Annotated in this window: 12 protein-coding genes; 1 reads left to right on the top strand and 11 read right to left on the bottom strand. The window is 57.9% G+C overall.

Going from position 1 to position 13389, the window contains the following annotated elements; translation table 11 throughout:
- Window positions 1-27: 27 nt before the first annotated feature.
- Window positions 28-2622 carry a bifunctional aconitate hydratase 2/2-methylisocitrate dehydratase gene (locus tag QZ534_RS15590; protein ID WP_069183680.1) on the top strand — a complete coding sequence of 865 codons (2595 nt, stop codon included), beginning with the start codon at window positions 28-30 and terminating at the stop codon, window positions 2620-2622.
- 91 nt (window positions 2623-2713) lie between these two features.
- Here QZ534_RS15590 and QZ534_RS15585 read toward each other — a convergent pair whose 3' ends face one another.
- The 11 genes from QZ534_RS15585 to plsX all read right to left on the bottom strand — a co-directional run bounded on the left by QZ534_RS15585 (window position 2714) and on the right by plsX (window position 13383).
- A complete protein-coding gene (locus tag QZ534_RS15585) occupies window positions 2714-3460 on the bottom strand; it encodes a sulfite exporter TauE/SafE family protein (protein ID WP_296935684.1) in 747 nt (248 codons plus the stop codon).
- Between the two features lie 125 nt (window positions 3461-3585).
- Window positions 3586-5076 (bottom strand): sodium/proline symporter PutP, encoded by a 1491-nt coding sequence (gene putP / locus QZ534_RS15580; RefSeq protein ID WP_296935682.1) that lies wholly within the window; start codon window positions 5074-5076, stop codon window positions 3586-3588.
- A 303-nt stretch (window positions 5077-5379) separates the two neighbouring features.
- Window positions 5380-6159, bottom strand: coding sequence for an AraC family transcriptional regulator (locus QZ534_RS15575; protein ID WP_296935680.1), 780 nt, complete (start codon window positions 6157-6159; stop codon window positions 5380-5382).
- A 111-nt stretch (window positions 6160-6270) separates the two neighbouring features.
- Entirely contained in the window at window positions 6271-6900 is a 630-nt protein-coding gene (gene tmk, locus QZ534_RS15570; protein ID WP_296935678.1) for a dTMP kinase, read from the bottom strand.
- Window positions 6897-7961: an endolytic transglycosylase MltG gene (gene mltG, locus QZ534_RS15565; RefSeq protein ID WP_296935677.1), complete on the bottom strand. Its 1065-nt coding sequence runs from the start codon at window positions 7959-7961 to the stop codon at window positions 6897-6899. The genes tmk and mltG overlap by 4 nt, the downstream gene beginning before the upstream one ends.
- Window positions 7962-7966: 5 nt before the next feature.
- Entirely contained in the window at window positions 7967-8785 is an 819-nt protein-coding gene (gene pabC, locus QZ534_RS15560) for an aminodeoxychorismate lyase (protein ID WP_296935676.1), read from the bottom strand.
- 8 nt (window positions 8786-8793) lie between these two features.
- Complete coding sequence (gene fabF, locus QZ534_RS15555; RefSeq protein WP_296935674.1) at window positions 8794-10041, bottom strand: beta-ketoacyl-ACP synthase II; 1248 nt, start codon at window positions 10039-10041, stop codon at window positions 8794-8796.
- A gap of 130 nt (window positions 10042-10171) precedes the next feature.
- Window positions 10172-10405 (bottom strand): acyl carrier protein, encoded by a 234-nt coding sequence (gene acpP, locus QZ534_RS15550; RefSeq protein WP_008174976.1) that lies wholly within the window; start codon window positions 10403-10405, stop codon window positions 10172-10174.
- Between the two features lie 133 nt (window positions 10406-10538).
- Window positions 10539-11282, bottom strand: a complete 744-nt coding sequence (gene fabG / locus QZ534_RS15545; protein ID WP_296935672.1) for a 3-oxoacyl-ACP reductase FabG — start codon at window positions 11280-11282, stop codon at window positions 10539-10541.
- Between the two features lie 18 nt (window positions 11283-11300).
- Window positions 11301-12239, bottom strand: coding sequence for an ACP S-malonyltransferase (gene fabD, locus QZ534_RS15540; protein ID WP_296935670.1), 939 nt, complete (start codon window positions 12237-12239; stop codon window positions 11301-11303).
- Between the two features lie 112 nt (window positions 12240-12351).
- Window positions 12352-13383 (bottom strand): phosphate acyltransferase PlsX, encoded by a 1032-nt coding sequence (plsX, locus tag QZ534_RS15535; protein ID WP_296935668.1) that lies wholly within the window; start codon window positions 13381-13383, stop codon window positions 12352-12354.
- Window positions 13384-13389: the final 6 nt, after the last annotated feature.

The raw sequence follows: 13389 nt of genomic DNA, 5'->3' as shown, positions 1-13389 counted from the left end.
ACATTCCAACTGATGAGGGTCCATATCGTGTTAGAAGCCTATCGTGAACACGTTGCCGAACGTGAAGCCCTGGGTATTCCTCCCAAGCCCCTGAACGCCGAGCAGACTGCTGCTCTGGTCGACCTGCTGAAAAACCCGCCGGCCGGTGAGGAAGATACCCTGGTGTATCTCCTGGAAAACCGCGTACCGCCGGGCGTCGATGAAGCCGCCTACGTGAAGGCCGCTTTCCTGACCGCCATTGTTAAAGGCGAAGCGTCTTCTCCGCTGCTGGACAAGCAGACTGCGGTCAAGCTGCTGGGCATGATGCAGGGTGGCTACAACATTGCGACCCTGGTTGACCTTCTGGACGATTCCGAGCTGGCCGAACTGGCTGGTGAGCAGCTCAAGCGCACCCTGCTGATGTTCGATGCCTTCAACGACGTGAAGGAAAAGATGGACGCAGGCAACCCCGTTGCCAAGGCAGTTATCGAATCCTGGGCCAACGGTGAGTGGTTCACCAACAAGAAGAAGGTACCCGAGAGCACCAAGATGGTGGTGTTCAAGGTTACTGGCGAAACCAACACCGACGACCTGTCTCCGGCCCCGGATGCCTGGTCCCGCCCGGACATCCCGCTGCACGCCCGCGCTGCCTATAAAATGGAACGTGACGGCCTGAAGCCCGAGGAGCCCGGCGTGACCGGCCCCATGAGCCAGATCGATGAAATCAAGTCCAAGGGCCTGCCTGTTGCCTTTGTTGGTGACGTTGTTGGTACCGGCTCCTCCCGTAAGTCGGCCACCAACTCCGTTCTGTGGTTCTTCGGTGAAGACATCCCGGGCGTGCCCAACAAGCGTGCCGGCGGTGTCTGTATCGGTAACAAGGTAGCCCCTATCTTCTTCAACACCATGGAAGATGCAGGCGCCCTGGTTTTCGAAGCGCCCGTTGACAACATGAACATGGGCGACGTGATTGAGATCCGCCCGTACGAAGGTAAGATCCTGAACGAAGCCGGTGAGACCATCTCCGAGTTCAAGTTCAAGTCTGACGTCATCCTGGACGAAGTTCAGGCCGGCGGCCGTATCCCGCTGATCATTGGCCGTGGCCTGACTGCCAAGGCCCGTACAGCACTGGGCATGGGCGCGACCGACCTGTTCCGTCTGCCAAAAGATCCCGAGGCTGGTACCAAAGGCTTCACCCTGGCCCAGAAGATGGTCGGCAAGGCCTGTGGCCTGGAAGAAGGCAAAGGCGTTCGTCCGAACACCTACTGCGAGCCACACATGACTACCGTCGGTTCCCAGGATACCACTGGCCCGATGACCCGTGACGAGCTGAAAGATCTGGCGTGTCTGGGCTTCCAGGCCGATCTGGTCATGCAGTCCTTCTGTCACACTGCCGCTTATCCGAAGCCGGTTGACGTGGAAATGCAGCACACCATGCCGGACTTCATCCGCACCCGTGGCGGTGTTTCCCTGCGCCCCGGTGACGGCATCATCCACTCCTGGCTGAACCGCATGCTGCTGCCGGACACCGTGGGCACCGGTGGTGACTCCCACACCCGTTTCCCGATGGGCATCTCCTTCCCGGCCGGTTCCGGCCTGGTGGCGTTTGCCGCTGCCACCGGCGTTATGCCGCTGGACATGCCAGAGTCTGTCCTGGTTCGCTTCAAGGGCGAAATGCAACCGGGCATTACCCTGCGTGACCTGGTACACGCTATCCCGCTGTACGGCATCAAGCAGGGCATGCTGACCGTTGAGAAGAAGGGCAAGATCAACGAGTTCTCCGGTCGCATCCTCGAAATCGAAGGCCTTGAGCACCTGACTGTTGAGCAGGCGTTCGAACTGTCTGACGCTTCCGCTGAGCGCTCCGCCGCCGGTTGTACCATCAACCTGTCTGAAGACTCCGTTGCCGAGTACCTGCGCTCCAACATCACCATGCTGCGCTGGATGATTGCCGAAGGTTACGGCGACCCGCGTACCCTGGAGCGCCGTGCCCAGCAGATGGAAGAGTGGCTGGCTGATCCGAAGCTGATGCGTGCCGACAAAGATGCCGAGTACGCCCACGTCATCGAAATCGACCTGGCCGACATCAAAGAACCGATCGTATGCTGCCCGAACGATCCGGACGACGCCAAGTTCCTGTCCGAAGTGGCTGGCGACAAGGTGGACGAAGTCTTCATCGGCTCCTGCATGACCAACATCGGTCACTTCCGCGCCGCTGGCAAGCTCCTTGAGCAGCACAAGGGCCCGCTGAGCACCCGTCTGTGGATGTCTCCGCCAACCAAGATGGATCAGGCGCAGCTGATGGAAGAGGGTTACTTCAACACCTACGGCACCGCCGGTGTTCGCACCGAGATGCCGGGCTGCTCACTGTGCATGGGTAACCAGGCGCGGGTAGCACCGAAGTCAACCGTGCTGTCCACGTCCACCCGTAACTTCCCGAACCGCCTTGGTGATGGTGCCAACGTGTACCTGACCTCTGCGGAACTGGCGGCTGTGGGTGCGGTTCTGGGCAAACTCCCCTCCCCTGCGGAGTACATGGAGTACGCCAAGGACCTCAACAGCATGTCGAAAGAGATCTACAAGTATCTCAACTTCGACCAGATGGAGAACTACACCAAGAAGGCTGCCGAGGCGAACGTTGCCTGAGCGCTGACCTTCAGGGTTTAGCTCCACGGAAACGCCAGCCCCCGGGCTGGCGTTTTTTATGCCTGATTACCTACCCGGGATACACCTACACTCAGTAGATAATCAGCCTCACCAGAATCGCAGCCACCATGACCAGGGTAATACCCTTGATCCAGCGTGCTCCGCGTTTGCTCATATTGACCCGGGTAGCAATGAATGCGCCGGTAACATTGCCCAGTGCCAGGGTCAGGCCCACGCCCCAGCGCACCTGATCGTTGAGGGCGAACACCACCAGCGCTGCAAAGGTAAACGGCAACACAATCGAGACCTTGAGCACGTTCACCTGGCGCAAGTCGATCTTGAGCATGTGGTACAGCACCACAAGGAAAAGCACTCCCACACCAACCTGAATGAAGCCGCCATACATACCAACGACAAACATCGCCAGGTAGACAGCCGGACCAAGGCGCTCGGGTGTCAATGGGCGGGTATTGAGAACCGGCTGAGGCAGTAACATGAAGACAGAGGCGCCGATCATGGCCGACACGAGCACCCACTCAAACACGGTGTCGGATACCCAGGTTGCGATCCAGGCACCCACCAGAGAGCCCAGAACCGCCGGTATGGCCAGGTGCAGGCTGACAACAAGGTTGCCATGCCCCATCCGGTAGAAGCTGCCTACGGCAGTGATACTCTGCAGGGTTATCGCCACCCGGTTGGTGCCGTTGGCGACCTGAGGCGGAAGACCGAGAAACATCAGCAGGGGCAGGGTCAGCATGGAACCGCCGGCTGAGAGAACGTTAATAAACCCGGCAATGCCGCCGATCGACAGTAAAGCCACGATTTCCAGAACAGTCACCCAGCGCGCTCCATCGGAGATTGGGGGATACGAAAGAAGCCCCGATCCGGAATCATTATGACCAAAAAAAGGACTCCCGGAGGAGTCCTTTTCACATCTTACAACGCGTTTTGCGCGTTTTTTCTTTACCGCTCGATATGCTGGTACTCGCCGGCATCGGCGGTAACCGAGCTCACTACCAGGATTGCAATAAAGGCAGCGATGAAGCCGGGAATAATCTCATAGACACCCGGGCCGCCCATGAACGAGCCGTTCCAGCCCAGGGAAATCCAGATGATGACGGTGGCAGCACCAACTACCATGCCGGCAATGGCGCCTGCGCCATTGGTACGTGGCCACATCAGAGACAGAATAATCAGCGGACCGAAGGCAGCACCGAAGCCTGCCCATGCGTTAGCAACCAGAGCCAGAACCTGAGAGTTCGGATCGGACGCAATAACGGCCGCCACCAGACCGACGAGTACAACGCACACCCGGCCAATATTCACGCATTCCTTGTCGGTTGCTTCCTTGCGCAGGAACAGGCGATAGAAATCCTCAGTCAGCGAAGAAGAAGACACCAGCAGCTGACTGGAGATCGTACTCATCACCGCCGCCAGCAGGGCCGCGTACAGGAAGCCTGTAATCAGCGGGTGGAACAGCATGTCAGACAGAATAATGAAGATGGTTTCCGGATCCTGTACGTCCATGCCATTGCGGATGGCGTAAGCGCGGCCAAACACACCAAGGGAAATCGCACCGATCAGGGAAATCAGCATCCAGCTCATCCCGATGTTCCGGGCAACCGGAACATCTTTCAGGGTGCGGATGGCCATGAAGCGCACGATGATGTGAGGCTGACCAAAGTAACCCAACCCCCAGGTAACCGCAGACAACCAGCCTATGAAGGTCAGGCCTTCCGTCCACGACAGTAGCGTGGGATCCACTTCATTCAGGGTTTGCGACGCCTGGGCAAAGCCTCCGCCGCCCTCACCGAAGAGCACAACCGCAGGCATGATAACCAGCGCCAGCATCATGATGCAGCCCTGAACAAAATCGGTCAGACTCACCGCCAGGAAACCGCCCACGACGGTATAAGCCAGAACCACACCAAGGGTAATCACAATACCGGCAGCATAGTCACTCAGGCCACCAAAGTTGAAAATGCCGGCAAACGCGCTTTCGAACAGCTTGCCACCGGCCACCAGACCGGATGCTGTGTAAACCGCGAAGAAGATAACGATAACGATGGCCGAGACCGTACGCAGCGAAAGAGACTGCGTTGGAAAACGGTTCGCCAGGAACGACGGGATGGTGATCGCATTGCCGTAGTGTACAGTCTGTTCACGAAGACGCGGCGCCACCAGCGTCCAGTTGAAGAATGCACCCACGAGCAGGCCAATACCGATCCAGGCCGATCCCAAACCCGAAGCAAACAGAGCCCCGGGCAGACCCAGGAGCAACCAGCCACTCATGTCAGAAGCACCAGCAGAAAGCGCTGCCACCTTTGGACTCAGGGCTCGACCGCCCAACATGTAGTCCTCAGATGAAGACGTCGCTCTGCGCATTGCGAAAACGCCAATGGCAATCATGAGCGCGAAATATAAAAAGAGACTTATCCAAACACCAATAGCCATAGGGGCTCCTCCGGTTTAATGAGTCGGACTAGATCCGCTCGCAAAGCACATGGCTGACCTGACGCCAACTCGCTGTACTGTTCTTCTTTTCTTTCCGAGTTCCATCTCGATTGAAGCAGGAATTTTCCATGTGACAACTTCCTGAACCTGAGCACGCAAAGATGGTTTGCGACTCGCGCCCCGCACGCACGCGTGAGACCGGGCTTCAGTCGCTATAAGTTAGTATCAGTACGGATTCCGAGCTTACGAAATCCTACGATTCTTTTGCACAATCCTACGGGACTGGGAAACTGGCAGGCCAAATCAGGCCACTCGGTCGCCAACCTGCAATCGTGATGGCGTTGTCCCCTTGTATTTCCGCAAGGCATTAGTCAGTGCGCTTTGGGACGAGAAACCGGTTCGATAACTGATTTCGGACACCGTAAGGGTCGTTGTTGTCAGGAGGGTGGCGGCCTGATCGAGGCGTGTCTGTAACAGGAACTGGTGAGGCGTAATGCCTGCCACCTCCCTGAACACCTCATGGAAACGGCTGACACTCAGGCAAGCTTCTCCTGCCATGTCTTCGACGGTAATCTTCTTGTGAAGGTTTTTGAGAATGTATCGCCGGACCGCATCCGGACTGATGGCATTCCTGTTGGAAGTGAAGGACTGGCCATCCGTGATCCGGTCAGCCATGCAGTAGAGAATACTGGAAGCCAGGTGCTGCTGAAGCGTCGTGTGATCTGGCGCGCGGTCAAACTCGCCGGCGGCGAACTGGACAAGACCGTGCAAGCGGCTGTCCATCTGCAAGGTTCGCGGTTTTTCAAACACCCGCATCATTCGCTCGTAATCTGCGTGAGCGGGAGAATTGACGGCGGGCATGAGCGGATCGAGATTAATGACCAGAACATGATTCTTGTCATTACCACGATAATCGTGCCGGGCTTCCGTGGGCACCAGATAGGCCCGCCAGGTGTCCAGACACGCCCCCGCCCCATCAACGCTTAACTCGGCTTCGCCCCGCACCCCTATGACAATCTGGTGGTGCTCGTGCCAATGCTGATGCGCGGCCATTGGAAGCTTTAGAAGTTTCGCGTTAACCATTAAAACTGCCAGCGTTTAACTGAGAATGTTCCTCAATTAAAGCAGAACATTACAGAAAGTGCACGAATGAGCCAAAAACAGTGGTAAAAGCCACCGGCTGTCAGCAAGCTCCTAATGATTTACCCACTGACTCAACAGGCCCGAGACCTGCTCAGAAACCTCGGCCAGCGGGCGCGCGGCATCAACCACATGATAGCGGGCGGGCTCCGTCGAGGCCCGGGCGAGATAGGCATCTCTGATTCGCTGGAAAAAATCCAGATCTTCCTGCTCGAAACGATCAAGCTCGCCCCGTTTGCGGGCTCTGGCCATCCCTGTATCCACAGGGGCGTCCAGGACAACCACATGATCCGGGCGGATGTCACCCTGAACCAGTGTTTCCAGCAGGGCAATTCGCTCTTCCGGAACGCCGCGCCCGCCGCCCTGATAGGCAAAGGTCGCGTCAGTGAATCGGTCGCACAAAACCCACTGGCCTCGTTCAAGTGCCGGTAAAATTCGCGTATGCAAGTGCTGGGCCCTGGCGGCGAACATCAACAACAGCTCGGTGATTTCATTTACCGGCTCATCCCTGGGCGCCAGCAACAGCTCGCGAATGGCCTCAGCCATCGGCGTGCCCCCGGGCTCCCGGGTGACAATATAATCAACGCCCATCTGATCGAGAGTACTGGCGGCGTTCGTCAACTGTGTCGATTTGCCGACACCTTCGGTGCCTTCGAACGTTATGAACTGCCCCCGCGCCATCATCCTGCATCCTCATCGGCGTCGCTGTCTTGTGGCGCAGGCGAAGAGCGGTAGTCTTCACGCCGGTTCAGCTGGAATTCACGGACTGCTTTCTGGTGCTCCGCCAGCGTACGCGAGAATTTGTGGGTGCCATCGCCCCGGGCAACGAAATAAAGGGCGTCACCGTCATCCGGGTGCAGGGCTGCATGAATGGCCTCGCGGCCCGGCAGGGCTATAGGTGTGGGGGGCAGGCCATTGATCCTGTAGGTATTGTAAGGAGTATGCGTGCGCAGATCCTTGCGACCAATCCGGCCCTGGTAACTATCACCCATACCGTAGATAACCGTGGGATCGGTTTGCAGCCGCATGCCCTTTTGCAAACGACGGACGAACACGCCGGCAACCTGTTCCCTCTCATGGGGGGCCCCGGTTTCTCGCTCCACTATCGAGGCCATGATCAGGGCTTCGTATGGATTGTCATAGGGCAATCCTTCTTCCCGCGCCGCCCATTCCTCTGCCAGCACGGTTTCCATGCGGCTGAAGGCCCGCTTCAGAAGATCAAGGTCAGATTCGCTACCGGTAAAGGCGTAGGTATCCGGAAAAAATCGCCCCTCGGGATGCTCTCCCTCGGCGCCAACAGCTGACATGATCTGCTCACTGGTCCACTGGCCGGTCACCTTCTGCAGCCGCTCAGCCCGGGCCAGGGCCGCTCTCATATCCTTGAAGGTCCAGCCCTCGATGAACTGCACGTACCAGTGCTTGGTGTCTCCCGACACCATCACACCGATCATGTCCCTGGGGCTCATGCCGTCGACGAATTCGTACTCGCCGGCCTTGATCCGGGTTTGCTCAGGTTCGAGCCGACCGTAGAGCCTGAGCCATAGCCGGTCTGAAACCAGGCCCTCAGCCTCAAGCCGGCCAACCACTTCAATGAAGGAACTGCCCTGAGGGACGTTAAACAGCAGTGGCTCTTCGAGCATCACCGGCTTGTCCAGGCCCTGCAGCCCCTGCCACACCCACAGGCCGGTTCCTGCCACGGCGAGAACGGCAACGCAAACGAACGCAAGCAATAACTTCTTGAGCAAACGATTTATTCCAGTGTTTCGAGAGGATTGAAGATTGTCGCAAGTCCGGTATCGACAGGCAAATCATGACCGGCAATAGTGCGAACCGGAACAATACCCAGCACGCTGTTCAGCAGAAACACGCCCTTGCATTCCTGGCCCAGCACGTCACTTACCGTGACCGGACGCTCTGTCACCGTCTCCCCCCTTTGCCTCAGACGCTCCAGCAACCACTGCCTGAGCACACCGGCAACCGCCAGACAGGAGGCTGGAGGCGTTACCCAGCCTTCCCCCTGGCGAAGCAGAAGATTGGTGCGGGTGCCTTCGACCAGATTGCCGTCGCGGTCGGCCATGATCACCTCGAACAGCGAAGGGCCGAGTTCCGCGGCCGCCAGAACCTGTTCGATCCGGTTCAGCGACTTGATTCCGGCCAGCAACGGATTGACTGCCAGAGGCACCCTGGAGAAATCAACCACGACACCCTCAGGGTCCGCAATCGGCGGCAAAGGCGAAGCGGACACCAGCAGATTGGGCTCCATCCCGGGATCCGGGCGATAGCCCCGCCCGCCACTGCCGCGGGTCAGTGTCAGCTTGAGAATCCAGCCGTCCGTCCTGAAGTGATCAGCAAAGCGCTGCGCCGCTTCCACGCACACATTGGCGAGCTCCTTCCGGGACACTTCGATACCAAGGCGCCCGGCATCACGCACCATTCGTTCCAGATGACGGGATAACAGAACACCCTTCTGCCCGGACATCCTGATGGTTTCGAACAGTCCGTCACCATAAGCGAGGCCACGATCATCAGCGGGCAGGCCGCCATCATCGGCCCAATAAAGACGAAACACGGCCAGTGTCAGCCTTCGTAGCGACGGAAAATCAGGGTGCCATTGGTACCACCGAATCCGAACGAGTTGGAAAGCGCCACCCGAACATCGGCCGGACGGCTCTTGTGGGCAACCAGATCCAGATCGCACCCTTCATCGGGATTGTCCAGATTGATGGTTGGCGGTAGCACGCCGTCGCGAATCGCCAGGACCGAGAAGATCGCTTCCACGGCACCCGCGGCGCCAAGCAGGTGCCCGGTCATGGATTTGGTGCTGCTCATGGCGAGCTTTTCGGCATGTGCGCCGAAAACCCGCCGAACAGCAGCCACTTCAGCGACATCACCCACCTGGGTGGACGTGCCGTGGGCGTTGATATAGTCGATTTCTTCCGGATCAAGTCCGGCGTCACGCACGGCGTTGGCCATGGACCGGGCCGCGCCCTCACCGTCTTCTGGCGGTGCAGTAATGTGATGGGCGTCATCACTCATACCGAAGCCAACCACTTCGCCGTAGATTGTGGCGCCCCTCTGTTTCGCGTGCTCCAGTTCCTCAAGAACCACGACACCCGCACCATCACTGAGTACAAAGCCGTCCCGATCTTTATCCCACGGTCGACTGGCCTTTTCCGGTTCGTCGTTTCGCGTGGACAGTGCCCGCGCAGCCGAAAACGCAGCCATACCGGTACGCGTCGTCGCCATTTCCGACCCTCCGGCCAGCATTACCTCGGCATCGCCATAGGCAATGGTACGGGCCGCGTAGCCGATGTTATGGGTACCGGTGGTGCAGGCGGTCACGATCGCAATATTCGGACCGCGATAGCCGAAACGGATAGCGGCATTACCGGAGATCATGTTGATGACAGAGGCAGGCACGAAAAATGGCGAAACCTTTCGGGGCCCGGACTTGTCCATGGTAAGAACACTTTTCTCGATGTACTCAAGGCCACCGATGCCAGAGCCAATCGCAATACCGACGCGCTCCCGGTCAAGTCTGTCAAAAGACTCAAGGCCACTGTCATCAACCGCCTGTTGGGCGGCAATCAGGCCATAGTGGATAAAGGCGTCGAGCTTTCTGGCATCCTTGGGGGACAGATAAGGCTCCATGTCCAGATCCCGTACGGCCCCTCCTATCCTTGTGTTATAGGCCGACGCATCAAAGCGATCGATCATACCGATCCCGCTACGTCCGGCCCGAATAGCTTCCCAGGACGACTCCACGCTATTGCCGACCGGAGACAGCATGCCCATGCCTGTGATGACAACTCGCCGTTTAGTCATAACCTGTTGCACCTGATCTTGTCCGAATGATTCTGAACGCAGATTGAACCCGATTTTCAGCCAATAAAAAAGCCGTCCCTCGCTGTTTCACAAGGACGGCTTTTTGCCTGGCTTTCTTAAATGCAGAGTATCAGGTATGCGCGACGATGTAGTCGATCGCGTCCTGAACACTTGTCAGCTTCTCGGCTTCCTCGTCAGGAATCTCGGTTTCAAATTCCTCTTCCAGTGCCATAACCAGCTCAACGGTGTCCAGTGAGTCAGCGCCAAGATCCTCTACAAAAGAAGATGAGTTCTGAACTTCGGACTCTTTAACGCCCAACTGTTCACAAACGATCTTCTTCACGCGCTCTTCAACTGTACTCATAATGTCCTCACTTTGTGTGTCAACCAAGCAACTCAAGTGCTGCCAGTTTAGTTTAAACCCTACCTGCAAACAAGCAGAGCTTCTGATAAACATGTTGTGCGACAAGGAGTTGCGCACAGACCCCGACTGGGGCTTATCCCATGTACATTCCGCCGTTAACGTTGATGGTTTCACCCGTCACGTATCCGGCTGCGTCTGATGCCAGGAAGGCAACCACGGCTGCCACTTCTTCCGGCTCGCCCAGACGACCCGCGGGTATGATTTCCAGCATAGCCTCACGCTGCTTGTCGTCCAGTTTTTTTGTCATATCCGTGTCAATAAATCCGGGAGCCACGCAATTCGCAGTGATTCCCCGGTTCGACATTTCTTTGGCCAGGCTTCTGGTAAACCCTTCAACGCCGGCCTTGGCAGCGCAATAGTTGCCCTGCCCCGGATTGCCCATACCGGCAACCACGGAACTGATATTGATAATCCGCCCCCATTTCGCCTTGGCCATGCCGCGAAGCACCGCCTTGCTCGTGCGGTAAACGCTGGAAAGATTGGTTTCCAGGACTGATGCCCAGTCCTCGTCCTTCAAACGCATGAGCAGGTTATCACGGGTAATGCCTGCATTGTTGACCAGAATCAGAGGCGCACCGGATTTTTCCGTCAGCGTCTTCAGTCCTGTTTCAATGCTGGCAGGATCTGCCACGTTCATCACCATGCCGTAGCCTTTGTAACCGGCCGACTGGAGTTCATTGGTGATAGATTCGGCACCGGCTTCACTGGTTGCTGTTCCAATAACTTCGGCACCCTGTGCGGCCAGCGCACGGGCAATCGCCTGGCCAATGCCGCGGGTAGCACCGGTTACCAGTGCGGTTTTACCTTCCAGAGACATGAATAACTCCCTTTCGTTTCAGGACTGACCGAAGGCGTCCAGCGCCTTCGACAGCGAGTCCGGGTCTTCGATACTGTGAACGGCCAAGGCCCGGTCGATACGCTTTGCAAGCCCCGCCAACACTTTGCCAGTGCCGCACTCAACGGCGACTTCAACACCGTTAGTAACCAGCGTGCGCACGGAATCTGTCCAGAGCACCGGCGAATAGAGCTGCTTGAGCAGGTTGGCCTTCAGTGTAGCGGATTCAGTCTCGGCCGCGGCGTTAACATTTTGTATAACCGGGATGACAGCATCGTTAAAGCGCACATCTTCCAGCGCTTTGGCCAGCTCCTCCGCAGCGCCCTTCATCAGGGCACAATGGGACGGCACGCTGACGGGCAACGGCATGGCCTTCCGCGCCCCTTTTTCCTTACACGCCTCGATGGCGCGTTCGACCGCCGCGGCCGCTCCGGCAATCACGACCTGCCCGGGAGCATTGAAGTTAACCGCAGACACCACATCACCCTGCGCCGCTCCCTCACAGGCAGCAACAACGTCGTCGTCCTCAAGCCCCAGGATGGCAGCCATTTTGCCCTCTCCTGCCGGTACTGCGTCCTGCATGAGTTCGCCGCGCAGGCGAACCAGCTTTACCGCTTCCACAAAGTCGAGGCTCTCGGCGGCAACCAGGGCGCTGTACTCGCCCAGACTGTGACCGGCGAGAAAGTCCGGGGACACACCACCTGCCACAAACCACTGCCGCCACAGGGCAACACTGGCTGTCAGCAGCGCGGGCTGGGTAACCATGGTTTTATTGAGCTCCTCAGCCGGCCCGTTCTGGCAGAGATCCCAGAGGTCGTAGCCAAGCACATTGGAGGCTTCGGCGAAGGTTTTGTCGATAATGGGCCAAGCTTCAGCGGCAGCCGATAGCATGCCCACTGATTGCGACCCTTGTCCTGGAAAAATAAAGGCTGATTTCATAAGCGGAATCTTATCGTCATTGAGTGGTTACGTGAGATTAGCCAATAGTACAAGTTAGGCCAATTATCCGCGAACGGGAGGCCAAACCGGGACAGACTTTAGTCTCAGGCACTCAAAGCATGAGATCGTCGAGACGCTCGTTGATTCGGCGGGGCACTTCCAGCTCGACTTCGCGGACGGCCTGACGAATGGCCGACAGCATTGCCCGTTCGTTGGCGTTACCATGACTCTTGATCACCACACCCTGCAGCCCGAGCAGGCTGGCACCGTTGTGGCGGGAAGGATCCATCAATTGCAGAAGCCGACCGACAATCGGCCGGGCGAGCAGGCCGACCAGCCTGCCGTAAAGATTCCGGGTGAATGCCTGCTCCATCAACTCGATCAGCAGACCGGCAACGCCCTCTCCCGTTTTCAGGGCAATGTTCCCGACGAAGCCGTCACAGACAACCACATCGGCCACATCGCGGAACAGGTCGCTGCCTTCCACATAACCAATGTAGTTAATGGTATCGCACTGGGCGAGCATGTGAGAGGCCAGGCGGACCTGCTCATTCCCCTTGATCTCTTCCTCGCCCACGTTCAGCAAGGCAACCCGCGGCTCTGCCTGGCTGCAAATGGCCGAGGCCATCAGCGACCCCATCAGCGCGTACTGGTAAAGATTTTCGGCGGTTGAATCGACATTCGCACCCAGGTCCAGGACGTGGCAACGTCCCCGCAGCGAGGGAATCAGCTTGGCAATGGCCGGACGCTCGATTCCCGGATACATGCGGATAATCGTGCGCCCAAAGGCCATCAGCGCGCCGGTGTTACCGGCACTGACACAACCCTGGGCTTCGCCATCCCGGACAAGACCCAGCGCGATGGCCATGGAGGAGTTCTTCTTGTGGCGCAGGGCGTGGGAGGGGCGCTCGTTCATTCGAACCACATCCGCTGCTTCAACGATGCGAATTCGGGCATGCCCCTCACGCAACAAAGCCTCAAGCTCGCTCCGGATTCCCACCAGAACGATGCTCAAGGCCTCATTTTCACGCACCGCCTGCAATGAAGCGGCAACCACAACGGCAGCGCCGCGGTCACCACTCATGGCATCAATCGCGATGGTGACCGGCTTCACCGTTCTGCCATCCGATTCGGGACGATGCATATTGGC

It is taken from the genome of uncultured Marinobacter sp., assembly GCF_913055835.1.
Lineage (GTDB): Bacteria > Pseudomonadota > Gammaproteobacteria > Pseudomonadales > Oleiphilaceae > Marinobacter.
Note: the sequence above shows the minus strand (reverse complement) of the source record. Positions and strands in the feature narration are given on the sequence as shown.